Below are 17949 nucleotides of genomic sequence, written 5' to 3' on the forward strand. Positions count from 1 at the left end.
GCTAGTATTATTTTATTTTAAAATCTCTAAATATTCAAACTTTATTTCATATCTAGTCCTTTGGCTATCAACACTTCTCCAGATACTTCAGAATTATTCACAGAAGAACTGTCTTTTTCTTCCTTAAACAATGAATTAGTTATAACCTCTTCAATTTCCAATACAGGAATTATCTCAATTCCTTCTACTTTTTTAAAGCTTTCTTGGTAATTATCCTTCGGTATAATTACTCTATTACAGCCTGCACTTTTAGCAGCATTAATCTTTTCAACAACTCCACCAATAGGTTTAACCCTTCCCCTAACTGATATCTCACCAGTTAGTGCTAACTTATTATCTATTTTTAGTCTTTTAATGCTTGAATATATAGCTGTTGCAATAGCAATACCAGCTGATGGGCCATCTACAGGCATACCACCTGGAAAATTTACATGTATATCATAGTTGGTATATTCTATATTAAAGTTCTTTTTTAAAACAGTAAGCACATTTTCTACAGAACCTTGAGCAGTACTTTTTCTTTTAAGCTTTTTATTGGACGAAGACATTTCCTCTTCACTTATTATTCCTGTAATTGTAAGCTTACCTTTTCCTTTCTCTATAACTGGAATAGCAGAAGCTTCTATTTCCATTAAAGTCCCCGAGCTTATTCCTAGTACAGCCAAACCATTAATCAATCCAATCTGTGGCTTTTCATGGATTTTTTTCTCAGTTCTTGGAATATACCTTCCACTATTAATAACCCATTCTATATCCTCTAATGTAATATTATGCCTTCCTTCTGTTAAGCATAATCCTCCAGAGTTTTGAACCATATTTACAGCCTGTCTACCATTAGTCGCATATCTTTTAATTTTTTCAACAGCTTTATCTTCAATTGTAAATCCACCTTTTTCAGCTGCATTGTTAGCAATTTTACCTATTTCATCAGGTTCTAGCGGTCTAAAAAAAACTTCGACACATCTAGACCTTAAGGCAGGTGTTAATTCCTCAGGCTGTCTTGTAGTAGCAGCAACTAGTCTAAAGTCGGCAGGAAGTCCATTTTTAAATACATCATGTATATGCTCAGGAGTATTTGAATCCTCTGAATTGTAATATGCGCTCTCTAGGAATACTTTTCTATCCTCTAATACCTTTAGTAGTTTATTCATTTGCAAAGGATGAAGCTCTCCAATTTCATCAAGAAATAGTATGCCACCATGAGCCCTAGTAACAGCCCCAGGCTTTGGTTGAGGTACCCCTGCTTGACCATAAGCTCCAGCACCTTGATATATAGGGTCATGAACTGATCCCATCAATGGATCTGCAATTGACCTTTCATCAAATCTTAGAGTAGTAGCATCCATTTCAATAAATTTAGCAACTTTTCCAAATGGAGAAAACATATTTTTCTTTGCTTCTTCTAGTACCACTCTAGCTGCAGCTGTTTTCCCTACACCGGGAGGACCATAAATAATCACATGCTGAGGATTTGGACTACATAAAGCTGCTTTCAAAGCTTTTAGACCATCTTCCTGTCCAATGATATCATTGAAATCTGACGGACGTGTTTGCTCAGATAATGGCTTTGATAATCTTATTTCTCTTAATTTATTTAATTTTTCCATTTCTTTTTTTGAATTTTTTTGTATCGAATCCTTTTCTTGTTTTTGTTTTTTCAATAAATTAAAAAAATACAGTCCAATGACTATTGCAAAAAAGAACTGTATTGTAATTAATATACCTCCCACATTTATACCTCCTTAAATAAAAACTATTATATTAATATTTTTTACTTAAGAAGTATTTTTATCCTATTCAAGATATGGAAAAATCAATAAAAAGACCCGTATTATGGGTCTCTTTATTTAAGAAGCATTTTCTTCTTTATTCTTTTTTGTTTTCTTCTTTTTTCTTTTTTCAGAAAGAACCAAAGTAGGTTCTGAACCATTCTCAATTGTTTCTTTTGTAACAATACATTTTTCAATATCTTCTCTAGATGGTATATCATACATAATGTCAAGCATTATTTCTTCTAATATTCCTCTTAAACCTCTTGCACCAGTATTTCTGTCTATAGCCTTCTTGGCAATCATTTTAAGAGCCTCGTGATCTATATCTAAATCTACTTCATCCATTAAGAATAATTCAGTATACTGTTTCACAAGAGCATTTTTAGGTTTTGTTAGAATTTCAACAAGAGCCTCTTCATCCAATTGATTTAATGTAACTAACACTGGTAATCTTCCTACAAACTCTGGAATTAAACCATATTTAAGTAAATCTTCAGGCTGGATATGTTTTAGAAGCTCTCCAATATCAGTAATCTTCTTACTTTGTATTTCAGCTCCAAAGCCCATTGATTTCTTACCAATTCTTTTTTGAATAATTTTATCTATTCCATCAAATGCTCCACCTACAACAAAAAGAATATTTGTCGTATCTATTTGAATAAATTCTTGATGAGGATGCTTTCTTCCACCTTGAGGTGGTACACTAGCAACAGTTCCCTCTAAAATCTTTAAAAGTGCTTGCTGAACTCCTTCACCACTAACATCTCTAGTAATAGAAGGATTTTCTGATTTTCTCGCAATTTTATCAATCTCATCAATATATATGATACCTCTTTCAGCTCTTTCAATATCATAGTCTGCAGCCTGAATTAGTTTAAGAAGTATATTTTCAACATCTTCTCCTACATAACCTGCTTCTGTTAATGATGTTGCATCTGCAATAGCAAATGGTACATTTAATATCTTAGCTAATGTTTGCATCATATAAGTTTTTCCTGAGCCAGTTGGACCAAGTAAAACAATATTACTTTTTTGAAGCTCAACCTCATTATTTTTAACTTTTTTGCTTATTCTTTTATAATGATTATATACTGCAACAGATAGAGATCTCTTTGCTCTTTCTTGTTTAATTACGTATTCATCCAGTATTTCTTTTATTTCAGCTGGCTTTAAAAGTTCCTTCATCTCTAGCTCTGTGTTTTCTTCAAATTCTTCTTCGATTATTTCTTGACATAATTCTATACATTCATCACAAATGTATACATTCGGTCCAGCTATTAGTCTCTTAACTTGCTCCTGTGATTTACCACAAAAAGAGCATTTCAGCTGACTATCATCAAATCTAGACATTCTGACACCTCTTTCAAACCTTATTTCCCGGATGTAATAACTTTATCTATTAACCCATATTCTTTGGCTTTTTCAGCACTCATAAAATTATCTCTATCAGTGTCTTTTGCAATCTTTTCATATGGTTGCCCAGTTCTATCGCTTAATATTTTATTAATTTTCTCACGCATTTCAATAATTCTTTCTGCGTGAATTCTAATATCTTCTGCCTGACCTCTAGTTCCACCTAATGGTTGATGTATCATTACTTCAGCATTTGGTAGCGCAGATCTCTTACCCTTAGCTCCTGCAACAAGTAAGAATGCTCCCATGCTAGCAGCCATTCCAATACATATAGTTGCAACATCAGGCTTAATATATTGCATAGTATCGTAAATTGCAAACCCTGCAGTTATTGAGCCACCTGGACTGTTTATATAAATTTGAATATCCTTATCTGGATCATCTGCCTCTAGAAATAAAAGCTGTGCTACAACTAAGCTTGCAGTAGTATCATTTATTTCATCGCCAATAAAAATAATTCTTTCTTTTAAGAGCCTAGAATAAATATCATAGGATCTTTCTCCTCTATTAGTTTGCTCCACTACATATGGTACTAAAGCCATAAACTAATCCCTCCGTTTATAATTTTATACAAATTTAGCACTTTCTACTAATAAATCAGCAGTCTTGCCTTTAATTATACCCATCTTAATCTGTTCTAAATCTTCTTCTCTTAATCTTTTCTTAAGTTTATCTACTTCTTGATTATATTGCTTAGCCATTTTTTCAAGCTCTTCACTTAATTCTTCTTCTGTTGCTTCTATTCCTTCTTTTTTTGCAATTGTTTCTAGAACTAAATCTGTTCTAACAACTTGCTCTGCTCTATCTTTAACTTGCTCTCTTAAGTCGTCCATTGTTGTATTTGTTAGTTCTAAGTACTTATCAATGTTAAGTCCTTGGAATTGTAGTCTATAGCCAAGTTCATTAATTTCTGAGTCTATTTGTGATTCTATCATAACCTCTGGTAAATCAACCTTACTATTAGTTACTACTTTCTCAACAACTCTATTTTCTTTTTCAGCCTTTTCCTTATCCTTAGACTGTTTTTCTTTCTTTTCTTTTATATCATTTTTATATTCTTCTAATGTATCAAATTCACTAACATCTTTAGCGAATTCATCATCTAACTCTGGTAATTCTTTTTCTTTTATCTCATTTATAGTAACTTTAAAGTTAGCATCCTTTCCAGCTAAATGCTCGGCATGATACTCTTCTGGGAATTTAACATTTACTTCTACTTCTTCCCCTTTGTTTTTGCCTACAAGTTGCTCTTCAAATCCTGGAATAAATCTATCTGAACCTATTTCTAAATTTTGATTTTCAGCAGTTCCACCTTCAAATTGTTCCCCATCAACATATCCTTCATAATCTATTGTTAATATGTCTCCTTCTTTTGCTGCTCTATCTTCTACTTCAATTACTCTTGCATTTCTATCTTGTATATCCTTTAATTCTTGTTCTACATCTTCCTCTGTAACATTATACTCTACATCTTCAACTTCTATACCTTTATATTCTCCTAGCTCTACCTCAGGCTTTACAATAACTTCAGCTGTAAAAACAACTGGTTTACCCTTTTCAAGCTCTTCAATATCAATCTCTGGTCTATCCACTGGATCTAAATTATGTTCCTTTATAGCACTATCATATGCTTCTGGAAAAATCATGTTAATTGCATCTTCATAGAAAACTCCTTCACCATAATTTAGTTCAATTATTTTTCTAGGTGCCTTTCCTTTTCTAAATCCTGGTAGATTAAATCTTTTTCTATTCTTCATATAAGATTTTTGAACGCCTTCTTCAAATTTCTTAGCGTCTACCTCAATCTTTAGAGATACTTTGTTACCTTCCTTATTTAAAATTTCTGATTTCATCTTTGAGCTCCTCCTTAGAAAATTATATTTATGTATGGACTCTTATGCATCTTTAAGTGTCCTACTTTATATTCACGGCTATTATTCCTTATAAACTAGTCATTATATTATACCATATAATTTTTTCACATCCAATATATGAATTAAATGTAATAATATATCTATTAAAAACAGGAATAAAGTATGATTATATACTAAGTAATTTTTACCTATTGAAAAAGCAAATATACAATGCATGAAAAAAACATAGGAAAAAAACCAATGGATGCCCATCGGTTTTTCAATGGTGCGGGAAAAGGGACTCGAACCCCCACGCCTAGTGGCACTAGATCCTAAGTCTAGCGCGTCTGCCAATTCCGCCACTCCCGCAAATATTAATTAAGTTTCATGGAAAGTTATTAAAAATTTTTATCGACAAGGTATATTATACGTGCTTTTAGATAATATGTCAATTAATTTTTAAAAATTTTTTCTGATTTTTCATTCCATTTTTTTCATGATGAATATTCTTTTTTTAGGAATTTCGGATTCATATTAAATTAATTACTTATAGTCAATTATCTTGCCTTTTTTCTTACCTGATTTTATCACTTTGAGATTTTCTACCTGCTTTAGTCTCAATTCAAAAATAGTTTTCTCTTTCCTATTATATGCTATATGCATTTATTTGCTAACAATAAATTTGGCATACTCTAAAATAGGAAATAAAGAAGTGTAAAAATGAGGAAATTAACTATCAAAATTTTATGCAAAATCACATTTAATTTGTAAATATACAATTTCCTCATCTTTCAAATGATCTCTTTGTTATTTTAACTTAGGTTCAAAAGATTCCAAAGCTTCTACAACTTCTTCTAAATGTATCACTCTAGACCCTTTAATTAATATTATAGCCTTTTCCTTAATAACTTCCTTAAGCTTTTCTACTAACTCTTTTTTACTAGTGAATGAAAATACTCTATTTTCTTTATATTTTAACCTTGCTTTTTTTGCAATATTTTCAGCTAATTCTCCAATTGTAAAAACATAATCAATTTCTTCTGTGTTTATTTCTTCTCCTATTTTTTCATGTATTCTCACTTCATTTTCACCAGTTCCAAACATATCTCCTAAAACTAAAATCTTTTGTTTATAGTTCTTAAATAGATACATTGTCTCAAGAGCTGAGTTTAGACTAATTGGATTCGATTTATACGCATCATTTAAGATGTCAAACCCTTTAGCATGGATAAGTTCATTTCTCATTCCAGTCCTCTCTATGACAGCCATCCCTTCTTGTATTTCTTCATATGATACATTTAAGTACCTGGCAACAGCTATGGCAGCAGAGGCATTGTACATGTTATGTCTACCAAGCATGGAAAGATGCAATGTTTTGTCAGTTGGTTTCTCTAGCTGAAAAGAAATCCCATCCTCGTTACTATATAGGAACTTAACCATATAGTCATTCTTTGATTCTATTCCAAAGGTTATCTTCTTTTGTTTTAAGTTCAACTTCTCTACACCTTCTCTTAATGCTGGACTATCTCCTAAATATGCTAATAGTCCATTTTCCTTCAATCCAAGTACTATCTCAAGCTTTGCTTTAAGTATATTTTCTACAGATCCTAATGTATTTATATGAACATCTGTTGAATTAGTTATTATTGCTACATCTGGTGATGCTAGATTAGACAATAGTTCAATCTCTCCTAATTCCTCCATTCCCATCTCAACCACTGCCATTTCAGTATCTTCTTCCATTCTTAATAATGTTAAAGGTACTCCTAAATGATTGTTCAGATTACCACTTGTTTTATGGGTCTTATATTTTGTTTTTAAAATACTAGCTAGAATATCTTTTGTTGAAGTTTTACCATTACTTCCTGTAACGCCAATTACTATAGTATTTAATTGATTACGATATTCTTTTGATAGTTCTTGAATAGCTTTTACTGTATCATCTACAAGAATCAAAGGGATGTCTACCTCTGGGATCGGTTGTTTTTTGTCCCATAAAGCAGCTATGGCTCCATTTTCAATTGCATTTACTATAAAATCGTGTCCATTAAATCTCTCCCCAATTATAGGGATATACAATTGATTCTTTTTGATAGTTCTTGTATCTATTGATACTCCTTCTATTAATCGGTCATTATATTCATTATCTAGGCCAGACCCTTTTACCATATTTTGAATCTGTTTTAATGTTCGTTTAATCATTTGGTCCTCCTGTCATATAGCAGTGCTTTTCTTTCTTCATAACGTTGAAATCCAAGTTTAATTAACCTTTCAACTAGTTGAGAATAGGTGGTTCCATCTGTCTTTTCCCATAATACTGGTGTCATACTTAATTTAGTAAATCCAGGCATAGTGTTTACTTCATTTACATAAAACTTATCTTCATTTGTTACAAAATAATCTACCCTAACAAGTCCAGAACAATCTAATGCTTTAAAGGCTCTTACAGCAGCTTCTCTCATTTGCTCAGTAATTTCTTCTGAAACTCGAGCTGGTATGACTTGTATGAGCTTTCCATCCAAATATTTTGCGTCATAATCCATAAAATTTCGCTCTTGTATAAACTCACCAATTACCGAGCTTTTAGGAGCATTATTACCAACGACAGATATTTGCATTTCTCTACCAACAACTTCTTCTTCAATAACGAGTTTAGTGTCATATAAAAATGCTTCGTTTATAGCTTGTTCCAATTCTTCTTTATTTACACATCGATTAATTCCAACACTTGATCCTGATCTTGATGGTTTCACATAGCATGGATATCCAGTCACATCTTCTAGATTACTATAAAGATAATCTTTATTCTCTATCCACTCTTTTTTACTAAATGCAATATGTTTAGTTTGAGGAATATTGACTTTTGAGAATAGCTCTTTTGTTATAACTTTATCCAATCCCACTGCCGACGACATCACACCGTTCCCTACATAAGGCAAATCTATAAGATCTAAAAATCCTTGTATGGTTCCATCTTCACCATTGGTTCCATGTAATGCTGGAAAGATAATACTTTTTTCTTCATTTTTTGCTATTTCGTCTAAGCTTTCAGCCATAGAACCCAATATGGTTTTATTAGAAACACCTTTTAATTCATTAGTATCTTTTATTTCATCTGTGACTAATCCCTTGTTACACCATAGACCTTCCTTTGTTATGTAAACAGGGTAAACATTGTATCTTTCTTTATCTAAAGAGTTAATTATTGCAGAAGCTGTCAAAAGTGATACTTCATGCTCTACTGATTTCCCTCCGCAAAGTACATATACGTTTATCATAATTTCTCCTCCTATGAAAATAGATTTAATTATATTATCTCACATTTCTATAGTTTATCCATTAATACTTTCACTCTAAAACAATTGTTTTTAATAAAATTGAATAAATTCCAAATTTATATGCCTAGCATTGCAATATACGAGCTATACAATTATATAATACATTAAAACTGTTCTAAATATCAAAAAATAATACCCACAATTCATAAAATCGTGGGTGGTAATTAACTTTTGTAATTCAACTCTCTATTCCTACTATCTACCTTCGGATACTATGCATAGATATTGATAAGTAGACCTTCAATTTCTCCTGTAAGCCTAAGAATATTCAGTCCTTTTTTCTCATCCTTTATAACAGCATCCGTTACTTCCATAAGCTTTTTATCTACTTGAGAAACTATCTTAAGAATTCTAGAACGTCCTCCTCGTCTAAATCCTCCTCTTTTCTCTAAGTTTAACCCATGATCTACTGCCTCGTCCATAAATTCTTTAACCATTTTCTTATATTTCATTAAATTGTCTACTGTTCTTTTCTCTGATAGTATTTTACCTTGGTCCTTAATATCATTTAAAAGCCCCGTTAATCTCTCTACTGTCTTCTGATCTCTTTTTTCAGACATTAACTCTTTAAATGATACTTTATCAGAAACTGTTTGATCCTTTGATTTGATTTTTTCTATACTTGATCTTTCAATCCTATTAATTTTCATATAAATCCCATCCATTCAAGAATATTATAATTTTTTAAGCATCTAACCCTTTATTGTAATAGCTGCAATACTCCTTGAGGCATTTGATTTGCTTGGGCAAGCATAGCCGTAGCAGCTTGATTAACAATATTTGCTTGAGTAAATCCAGTCATCTCTAATGCCATATCAGCATCTCTAATTCTTGATTCAGCAGCAGTTAAATTTTCTTCAGCAGTATTCAGATTCCTTAAAGTATGGTCTAATCTGTTTTGATATGCTCCCAATTTAGATCTTTGTTCAATCACTTTAGTAATAGCGCTATCTATTATATCAATAGCATCACCAGCAATACTCTGCGATGAACTAACGTCTACTCCTGCTTCAGCATTAACTCCGGCAGTAGATATTACAGTTGTATGATCTAGCTGTCTTGCTATTCCTAATGAGGCAGCATCCATATTGGAAATTTTAATTAACATGTCCTCATTCTCATTAGCCCCAATCTGCATACCCAAAACTAGCTCTTCATCAGGTCTTGGTGCATAATCAGAATCATTATACTCAATATATAAATTATTTGGTTGTACTACTAACGAATTTCCCATGACTGAATATCCATTCATATTGTCAATAGCTGTTGGATCTAAAGCCTTAGCACTATCAATTTCAGTTTTAATGTTATTTAATATATCAGCCACACTTTTACCTTGAATGTCAATTGTGGCAGATTTAGTTCCTATATTATAGGCTGATGAAGTGCCTGATGCAAAATTAAACGTTACATCATCTATACTCAAATTATCGCCAGCAACTGGAGAATCTAAAAAGCTTAAATATGTCTCTTCATTGTTATTTATATTTCCACTAAAATTTCCACCACCATTATGGATAACTTCTAGACTTGAACATACCATATACGAATTTGCTTGTATATTCCCAGCCAAGAGGGCCTTTCCATTAAAATTAGTTGTATCAGATATTCTATCCAATTCAAAAGTAAGTTGGTCTATTTCGCTTTGAATTGCAAGTCTATCTTTTTGTTCTAACGGTCCATTTGAAGCTTGAATTGCCAGTTCACGCATTCTTTGAAGTATATTAAGACTTTCATTTAATGAGCCCTCAGCAGTTTGTACCATTGATATTCCATCTAATGAGTTTCTGTCGGCAACCTTAAGCCCTCTAATTTGAGAACGCATTTTTTCTGATATTGCTAGCCCTGCAGCATCATCGGCTGCTCGATTTATTCTTAATCCAGATGATAATCTCTCAAGATGCTTTGAAAGCTTGTTTTGATTAAGTGTAAGCTGTTTATAAGTATTTAATGCCTGTATATTATGATTAATTCTCATTTCTTATCTCTCCCCCATTATTTTTGATATTGAAATCCTTCATCACTATCAGGATTACCTATCGAGTTTTGGTCATATTTTAAAATATTTTTATTAACCTTCTCTCTATCTATTCCTTTTTCCATGGCTAAATCCCAAGATTTTGATATGTCTCTCATAATTCTTAAAACTATCCTTACAGAATCAACATCCTTCTTTATATTAGCCTGTATTAATTCTTCTGCCATATAATTATATAAATTATCTAACTGATCAGCTATAGGTCCTACCTCATATTTTAATCCTGCACCTAATCTATATATAATATCATTACACTTTTGAAGCAGCTTATTAGCCTTTTCATAATCTTTATCTTCAATAGCTTCGATTGAAATCTTTAATTTTTCTATACAACCTTTATAAAGGATACTTGTAATTTCCTGTGGAGATTTTTCCAAAAGTATCTTTTCAGTAAGATTCTCAAGTTCTATGGCCATTACTTAACACCTCCCCAGTTTCTAGTTATAATATCGACATAATTTATTAAATCTTTTATAAACTTTTCTCCATCTCTTCTAACATTAATAGTACCTCTGCAATTACAGAATAAAGTTGAGGTGGGATATTTTCGCCTAAGTCCATATCAATTAGATTTCCAATCAAGCTAGAGTCTTCTTGTAATGGCACGTCATTTTGTTTAGCCGATTCAATTATTTTTTGTGCAATAAATCCTTTACCCCTAGCCACAACTTGAGGTATATCACCATTTCCCTCATCATAATGTAATGCCACAGCAGAAGGTCCGTTTATTTCTCTCTTTTTCTTAAGATTAAAATTTTGACGTCTCATACTTTGAAATCAAATCCTTTCTTATTGAGTCTATGAGGTATAACTAATGTTTTTGATGAATTGCTACTTTCAGTATCCTTTTCTACACTGTTTAGCTTAGTGAAATTTAATCCTACAACGTTATACCCTATCTCCTCTAAGCTCTCTTTAAACTTATCAGATAATGGAGTTATTTTATCTTCCATATTCTTGTTATCATTTTTAATGGTAATCGAAAGATTTCTCTCAGTTGAAGAAATTTGTATTCCAGTAGGCCCCATTTTTTTTGTATCTATTAAAAAATAAAGGCTGGAATTTTCCCAATCTATTTTTTCATTTTGCTTTCTTCCATTTACAAACAACTTTACATTATTAATATTACCATCTACTTTAAATGGAATATTAAAAAACATATTCTGGTGATGAGGATTACTATCCTGCTTACTCAAAAGCTGTTGCCCAGTGAGATTATTTATTGCCTTCACAACACTCTGATTGGAAGAGCTATCCTTTAATCCCTTTCCTTCTGTTTCTACAAGCTTTAACATCATAGCTTTTATATTTTTCTGAATATCCTGTTTTGTTAACTCTTCCATGCCACCAGTTAGCTTCTGTGCCGCTTCACTTTCATAATTTAACCCCAATGCCCTAAACAAGTCCATAATATTTCTAGCTGAAGGTTGTTGGTTCTGGAGATTATTAACTGCTTTATCTATTAAGCCTGGTAAAGAATTACTTTGCACGGAATTTTTCTGTGAAAACATACTTTCTTTAGTAGCTCCATGAATTATCTTGTTTTCTGAAGGCTTAAATTTTAGATTCATTAATTTGTTCTTAACTTCATTAAGTATTTTAGTTGCCTCATTATTCTGTCCCTTAGATAAATATCTTCTTGCCTCTGCTAGCTTACTACTAAGTCCTATTAAAGTTCGTTCTGTCTTCATGTCTGCAAATAAAGTTATATCACTTTTCAATATTGTTTTATCAATGACATCTATACTATTTTCAATTAATCCCTTAACATGAGAATGAACATTAGTCTTTGCCTCTTTTGTAACTTGAGTAATAGTATCTATATTTCTAATAACTTCTCTCTTAACATCAGTAAAGTCTTTTGTAGCTTTATTCATTTTCTCAGAAACTCTAGACATTAAAAATGCCTTTGATGATGGCTGTATATCTCTGCTTTCATTCAACACCCCAGCAGAATTGACTTCAGTTGATTCCAATTGATCCAACACTTTAATCAACCTATCTATACCTTCTTTTTCATAACCCATAGTCTTCAATGCATTAGCAGTATGCAAAGCTTTTTCAAGCTGTTCTGCCATATCTTTATTACTTATTTTTTCATTAATTATCTCTAAGATTTTATTTAAATCTTCTCCTTTAAAGATAAGTTCACGTATCTCATTAATTGCTTCTTTAGATAATAGCTTTTCTTCAGCTATTTTGTTGATATTATCCTCCATAGAACCTGATTCTAATCCTTGCTCCACTTCTAGTAATAATCTTTGAATTTCATCTCCATGTAGAGCTTCATGAGCTGCATGTAAATTTGGTTCAGTCAACTCAATTCCCTTCTGAGACATTCTCTCGATAGTATCAATTTTTTCAGAAATATTTCCATCAGCCTTGCCTATAAATCTTTCAATATTTTTCAAGGTTTCCCTAGTAATAGGGATTCCTTTTTCCATCAAAGCTTTAGCTACTTTTTTCATTTCAGCTGTTGGCTTAATTCCAAGTTTTGTTAATACCTTTGTAACATCACTTTCATCTTTTTTTTCTGTATTTTCGGTCTTTATATTCTTAACTAAGGTAATATCATTTTTCTGCTTAGTAACCTGAATTAATGCTCTATTGTTTTTAGGTAGGCCATCTTGGAATTTTACCTTAAACTCTTTTCCCCTAATCTGAACTAAGGCCTCATTATTAGGAAATCTTTCTTTTATCTGAGCACTATAAATATCATTATTTTTCAATTCTACATTTGTTTTCTTATTACCTAAAAGCTTTCCCATTAGGTCATTAGTAATTTTCATGATGCTTCACCCCTTAACAGCTAAGTAAAACTGCTTTTATCTTTCAAAATATATATCGACATAATATAGTTTTTATTTAGTAGTTATTCCTTGAAATATATGTATTTAACATAAAAGTCCTTTCTTAAACATAAATTAACGATATAATATACTTAATCAAATTTTTATTAAAGGGGTGACAATTATTATGTCTGAAAATATACCTGGTAAATTTGCCACTGGAATATTAAAGTCAACTTTAAAGACATTTCTATCATATCGTTCAGATATAGAGGTAGAAATAAATGAAACAGAAAATCTAAAGCCCCCCTACATCATTGTAAGTAATCATGTAAATAATTGGGATCCTATTCTAATTAACTTATTTATAGACCCAGTTATTAGCTATGTTGCTTCAGATAGATTTTTCAGGAATCCTTTTTTAAAAAAAGTTTTAGAATATACAGGTGCAATTCCTAAAACCAAATTTATGGCAGATATATCCACCGTAAAAAAAATAATCAAAGCTAAAAGAAATAAAAGGGTTATAGGAATATTTCCAGAAGGAAATAGAAATTGGGATGGTACAACAGGAGAAATCCTTTTCTCAACAGCAAAGCTAATCAAAATGTTGAAAATCCCTGTTGTGGCTGTTAATCTTAAAGGATTTCACTTAAGTCAACCAAGGTGGGCAAATAATCACAGGAGAGGCAAAGTTCTTATATCTTTTAAAAAGATTATGGATAAAGATGTTATTTTAAGCTCTAGTGAAGAAGAAATTTATGGTAACTTGGTAAAAGGCTTGTATCACGATGAATACGAATTTCAAAGGAATAATAGATTTAAGTACTCAGGCAAGAATCTTGCTGAAAACCTAGAGCTATTACTCTTCACTTGTCCTCACTGCAAAAAAATAGATACTTTGAAGTCTAAAGCCAACGAGTTTTACTGTAAAGAATGTGGATATAAAATGACATATTCTCAAAAAGGATTTTTTGATTCTAATTCCCATTCTTTAGTTTTTGATAATCCTAGAGATTGGAATAAATGGCAATTAGATAATTTAGAATCAATTTTGATTTCAGATGATGATCCTTTCTCAGTAAAGCTTTCAAATAAGGATGCTTCGTTATATAAATTTGATAATAAAAAATTAAAATTATTACATGAAGGAGATCTATCTTTAGATTCTAAAGCCATGCACTTCCTAAACAAACATTATGATAACACACTATTTATGATTGATAAGATTCAGGGATTAAATGTGCAATCTAATAACAAAATCGAATTCTATTATAATAATATACTTTATAGAATAGGCTTTAATCAAAGGTTGACTTCTGCATATAAATGGATGAAGGCTTTAGAAATATCTAAGGCAAATATCCTATCTAATAATTTAAAAGAGAAAGGGAAGGTGGCGTATGAATAATGCATGGACTATAGTAATTGATTTTACTTGGTTAGCTCTGTTTATTATTATAGCTAATATTCTAAAAAGTAGAATCAAGGCGTTAAAAAAGTTTATTATCCCAACCTCTGTTATCGCTGGATTCATAGGATTAATTCTAGGTCCAGAGATACTAAAAATAATTCCATTTGATGGTGAAAGATTTGGAACTATAGTTTATCATCTTATGGCAATTGGTTTTATAGCTATCTCACTTAAGGATAGAAACACAAAGAAAAAAAGCAAAACGATTTTAAACTCAGGAATTCATATTGTAACTACCTATTTAGTTCAAGGTATTGTCGGTTTTGGTATTGCATTAATTTTATTTTATACAGTATTCCCAGATTTATTTGTAAGTTTTGGTTTGTTGTTGCCTTTAGGTTTTGGACAAGGACCTGGACAGGCTTATTCTATTGGTAGTTCTTGGGAAGCAATTGGCTTGACTGATGGTGGTAATATTGGACTAACTATTGCTACTTTCGGTTTCTTATGGGCATCTATCATAGGTGTTCCTCTGATGAATTATTTAGTAAAGAAAAATAAGATAAAGAAGCATGACGAGAATATTCATAAAAATCATGTAAAAATAAAAGAAGAGATGGAGCCTGAAGAAATACCTCTTAGTGAATCTCTAGATAAAATCTCAATCCAACTATCCCTTATAGGTATTGTTTATTTGGCAACCTATCTTTCTTTAACAGGAATAACAAAAGCTTTGGAACCTATGGGAACATTTGGTCAAACCCTGTCTCAATTATTGTGGGGATTTCATTTTAATATTGGAGCTGTATACGGTATTCTTATGAGATTTATATTTAACAAACTTAAGCAAAAAGAAATAATCATGCACTCATATCCGAATAATTATTTACTTCAAAGAATTGCTGGTGGTTCATTTGATTTTATGATTACAGCATCAATTGCTGCTATATCAATATATACGTTAAAAGTTTTCGTTGTTCCAATTATCCTAGTAACAACTCTAGGAGGTATAATAACTGCTGGATATACTATATTTATGTGTAAAAAGCTGTTTAAAGAAAATACCTTAGAGAATATTGTTGGTTTTTATGGAATGCAAACTGGTACTATTTCAACGGGTATGGCTCTCTTAAAGGCAGTTGATCCACATTTTGATTCTGATGCTGCTGAGAATCTAGTTATAGGTAGTGCTGTTGCACTTGCCTTTGGATTTCCTCTAATGTTAGTGCTTAACATTCCTATTGTAGGCTATGTAAATAATCAACCAATAATGTATCTATATACTATGCTTGCACTTATCGGATATTTATTATTCTTGTACTTCTTATTATATCTAAAGAATAGACAACGAAGTTAAATCTGACACTACTTTGTGCATATGTAATTGACTTAATATAGCTTAATATCAGAAATTTATAAATACTAAAAAATGGCTACTGCACCTAACAAATAAGAGTTAGAATGCGGTAGCCTTAATTTTATGAATATTTCTAATTTTTTCTATTAAACCTCTAAGAGATGATATTTGATTTATTTATCTTCAAATAAGATTTCTACAATTACATCATTCATAATTGTGAACTGAGCTTTTTCTCCCATTCTCAATTCATCAACATATTCTTCTCTTGCTTCATCACTAACCAAATAATTGAAAATATCTTCGTCAACCATTATTGTTAGTTTTAATCCCTGGAGTAAGTAGTTCATGCCATATATATTTCCTTCAAGCTCTTTAATCACATTTGTAGCAGCTATTTTTGTGATTACACCATTTTGTATCTCAGCTTCAACCATCATTCCTGTTGCTAAGTCTGCTAATTCTACTTCTCCGTCTTCTAATTTGACTTGTACTTCATCTGCAATAGCATATCTTACTTCATCTATATCAATATATTTATCTGTTGCATTTATTTCAGTTACTACTCCTTGTGCCTCTATTTCATCTATACTTCTAGCATTTATCTTCGTAACCTTATCATTAGTAATCTCTAACTGTAGGTACATTCCTACTTCCATATCAACTAAAGTTGATACCTCTTCATTGACAATCACTTCAACATTGTCTGACAGACTATATTCTGTATCATTTATAACTATATATCTAGTTAATAGATTTATCTCTGTTACTCTTCCCTCTTCTTCAGTAATAACTGAATCAATTACTTCTTTTACAAACTTAACTAATTCATCATCATATATCTCTATTCTTACCTTCATTCCTACTTCTAAGTCTTCAAGCTGTGCCATTTCTCCATCTACTATTATCTCAGCATATTTGGATAGTTCATATTCATTTTCACCTATTGTTATATGATATACACCTATCAAGTCTAAATCTGCTATTTTTCCAGTGACTCTCTCAACTGTAACATTCTCTGCTGCCACATCAACAACTAGTTCGTCATTAAGTGTTATTGTTGCCATCATTCCTACTTCTAGATCCTCCAATGACACCTCTTCTCCATCTACTGTTACAGTAGCTTCTCTAGATAATTGATACTCGTTTCCTTCAACTGTTATATGATAGATACCGATTAAGTCTAAATCAGTTATTTCTCCTTCAAGCTCACTTACTTCCACCACATTTACTTTAATAGCTGAGATTTCATCATTTAATATTTCAAATTCTATTTCCATACCTTCCTCTAATTCACTCAATTCTACATCTTCATCATTTATCTTCACATCAACATCATCTGCTAATGAATATTCTTCTTCATCTATTACAATCACTCTATCTGCTAAATCCATTCCATTAATTGTACCTTCAAGATTTTCAATAGTTTCATCAGTTACACTTATTTCAGTAACTTTATCATTTACAACCTCTGCTTCTATATCCATGCCAACTTCTAAGTCTTCTAGCTCTGCTTTTTCTCCATTTATTTCAACATCTACTTCATCAGCTATTATAAATGTACTATTATCTATATCAATATTCCCTTCTTCTAAACCTAAACTAGTTATACTTCCTGATACTTCTATTTCCATACTGTTGCCATTTATAGCTATTATTTCGGCATTTTTCATCTCAACGGATACTTCCATACCTAGTTCTAAGTCTTCTAATTGTGACTCTTCTCCATCTACACATACTTTTGCCTCTCTAGATAATAAGTATTCCTCATTATCGATAGTTATATGGTATATCCCAATTAAATCTAATTCCTCAATAATTCCTTCTATTTCTATAATCTCTTCTTTAGCTTCTCCATCAATTATTATTATTGTTTTATCTTCCAATTTTACTTGAACATCCATTCCTATCACTAGTTCATCTAAATCTGCTTCGTCACCATCTATTTCTATTTCTACATCTTCTGATAATTCAT

General features: G+C 31.4%; 14 protein-coding genes and 1 tRNA gene. 2 read left to right on the forward strand and 13 right to left on the reverse strand.

The window, feature by feature from the left end; translation table 11 throughout:
- Positions 1 to 41: 41 nt before the first annotated feature.
- The 12 genes from lonB to JMO20_RS11880 all read right to left on the reverse strand — a co-directional run bounded on the left by lonB (position 42) and on the right by JMO20_RS11880 (position 13203).
- The gene (gene lonB, locus JMO20_RS11825) at positions 42 to 1730 is read right to left on the reverse strand and encodes an ATP-dependent protease LonB (protein ID WP_341534025.1); all 1689 of its coding nucleotides are present in this window, start codon (positions 1728 to 1730) and stop codon (positions 42 to 44) included.
- A 117-nt stretch (positions 1731 to 1847) separates the two neighbouring features.
- A complete protein-coding gene (clpX, locus tag JMO20_RS11830) occupies positions 1848 to 3122 on the reverse strand; it encodes an ATP-dependent Clp protease ATP-binding subunit ClpX (protein WP_202709882.1) in 1275 nt (424 codons plus the stop codon).
- Between the two features lie 20 nt (positions 3123 to 3142).
- Positions 3143 to 3727, reverse strand: coding sequence for an ATP-dependent Clp endopeptidase proteolytic subunit ClpP (gene clpP, locus JMO20_RS11835; protein ID WP_202709883.1), 585 nt, complete (start codon positions 3725 to 3727; stop codon positions 3143 to 3145).
- Positions 3728 to 3751: 24 nt separating this feature from the next.
- Entirely contained in the window at positions 3752 to 5038 is a 1287-nt protein-coding gene (gene tig / locus JMO20_RS11840; RefSeq protein ID WP_202709884.1) for a trigger factor, read from the reverse strand.
- Positions 5039 to 5322: 284 nt separating this feature from the next.
- A tRNA-Leu gene (locus tag JMO20_RS11845) sits at positions 5323 to 5407 on the reverse strand.
- A gap of 438 nt (positions 5408 to 5845) precedes the next feature.
- Positions 5846 to 7240 carry a UDP-N-acetylmuramoyl-tripeptide--D-alanyl-D-alanine ligase gene (locus JMO20_RS11850; RefSeq protein WP_202709885.1) on the reverse strand — a complete coding sequence of 465 codons (1395 nt, stop codon included), beginning with the start codon at positions 7238 to 7240 and terminating at the stop codon, positions 5846 to 5848.
- Positions 7237 to 8316: a D-alanine--D-alanine ligase gene (locus JMO20_RS11855; RefSeq protein WP_207753493.1), complete on the reverse strand. Its 1080-nt coding sequence runs from the start codon at positions 8314 to 8316 to the stop codon at positions 7237 to 7239. Before JMO20_RS11855 ends, JMO20_RS11850 begins: the two co-directional genes overlap by 4 nt.
- Before the next feature lie 272 nt (positions 8317 to 8588).
- A complete protein-coding gene (locus JMO20_RS11860) occupies positions 8589 to 9026 on the reverse strand; it encodes a YaaR family protein (protein WP_202709886.1) in 438 nt (145 codons plus the stop codon).
- Between the two features lie 50 nt (positions 9027 to 9076).
- Entirely contained in the window at positions 9077 to 10354 is a 1278-nt protein-coding gene (locus JMO20_RS20395) for a flagellin N-terminal helical domain-containing protein (protein ID WP_202709887.1), read from the reverse strand.
- A gap of 17 nt (positions 10355 to 10371) precedes the next feature.
- On the reverse strand, positions 10372 to 10830 hold the full coding sequence (fliS, locus tag JMO20_RS11870; protein WP_202709888.1) for a flagellar export chaperone FliS: 459 nt from the start codon (positions 10828 to 10830) through the stop codon (positions 10372 to 10374).
- Positions 10831 to 10885: 55 nt separating this feature from the next.
- Positions 10886 to 11182, reverse strand: coding sequence for an EscU/YscU/HrcU family type III secretion system export apparatus switch protein (locus JMO20_RS11875; protein ID WP_202709889.1), 297 nt, complete (start codon positions 11180 to 11182; stop codon positions 10886 to 10888).
- Positions 11179 to 13203, reverse strand: coding sequence for a hypothetical protein (locus JMO20_RS11880; RefSeq protein WP_202709890.1), 2025 nt, complete (start codon positions 13201 to 13203; stop codon positions 11179 to 11181). The genes JMO20_RS11875 and JMO20_RS11880 overlap by 4 nt, the downstream gene beginning before the upstream one ends.
- Before the next feature lie 187 nt (positions 13204 to 13390).
- Between JMO20_RS11880 and JMO20_RS11885 the strand changes: the two genes are divergently transcribed.
- On the forward strand, positions 13391 to 14614 hold the full coding sequence (locus JMO20_RS11885) for a lysophospholipid acyltransferase family protein (RefSeq protein ID WP_202709891.1): 1224 nt from the start codon (positions 13391 to 13393) through the stop codon (positions 14612 to 14614).
- The gene (locus JMO20_RS11890) at positions 14607 to 15974 is read left to right on the forward strand and encodes a sodium/glutamate symporter (protein ID WP_202709892.1); all 1368 of its coding nucleotides are present in this window, start codon (positions 14607 to 14609) and stop codon (positions 15972 to 15974) included. Before JMO20_RS11885 ends, JMO20_RS11890 begins: the two co-directional genes overlap by 8 nt.
- Positions 15975 to 16147: 173 nt before the next feature.
- Here JMO20_RS11890 and JMO20_RS11895 read toward each other — a convergent pair.
- On the reverse strand, positions 16148 to 17949 hold a 1802-nt coding region (locus JMO20_RS11895), incomplete at its 5' end, for a hypothetical protein (RefSeq protein WP_202709893.1).

The sequence above is a fragment of the Sporosalibacterium faouarense genome, from assembly GCF_016765695.1.
GTDB lineage: Bacteria > Bacillota > Clostridia > Tissierellales > VENL01 > Sporosalibacterium > Sporosalibacterium faouarense.

Coding starts and splice junctions, on each gene's coding strand:
- JMO20_RS11885 (WP_202709891.1), top strand. CDS start 13,391: ATGTCTGAAAATATACCTGGTAAATTTGCCACTGGAATATTAAAGTCA.
- clpP (WP_202709883.1), bottom strand. CDS start 3,727: ATGGCTTTAGTACCATATGTAGTGGAGCAAACTAATAGAGGAGAAAGA.
- JMO20_RS11855 (WP_207753493.1), bottom strand. CDS start 8,316: ATGATAAACGTATATGTACTTTGCGGAGGGAAATCAGTAGAGCATGAA.
- clpX (WP_202709882.1), bottom strand. CDS start 3,122: ATGTCTAGATTTGATGATAGTCAGCTGAAATGCTCTTTTTGTGGTAAA.
- fliS (WP_202709888.1), bottom strand. CDS start 10,830: ATGGCCATAGAACTTGAGAATCTTACTGAAAAGATACTTTTGGAAAAA.
- JMO20_RS20395 (WP_202709887.1), bottom strand. CDS start 10,354: ATGAGAATTAATCATAATATACAGGCATTAAATACTTATAAACAGCTT.
- JMO20_RS11890 (WP_202709892.1), top strand. CDS start 14,607: ATGAATAATGCATGGACTATAGTAATTGATTTTACTTGGTTAGCTCTG.
- JMO20_RS11860 (WP_202709886.1), bottom strand. CDS start 9,026: ATGAAAATTAATAGGATTGAAAGATCAAGTATAGAAAAAATCAAATCA.
- JMO20_RS11850 (WP_202709885.1), bottom strand. CDS start 7,240: ATGATTAAACGAACATTAAAACAGATTCAAAATATGGTAAAAGGGTCT.
- JMO20_RS11875 (WP_202709889.1), bottom strand. CDS start 11,182: ATGAGACGTCAAAATTTTAATCTTAAGAAAAAGAGAGAAATAAACGGA.
- tig (WP_202709884.1), bottom strand. CDS start 5,038: ATGAAATCAGAAATTTTAAATAAGGAAGGTAACAAAGTATCTCTAAAG.
- JMO20_RS11880 (WP_202709890.1), bottom strand. CDS start 13,203: ATGAAAATTACTAATGACCTAATGGGAAAGCTTTTAGGTAATAAGAAA.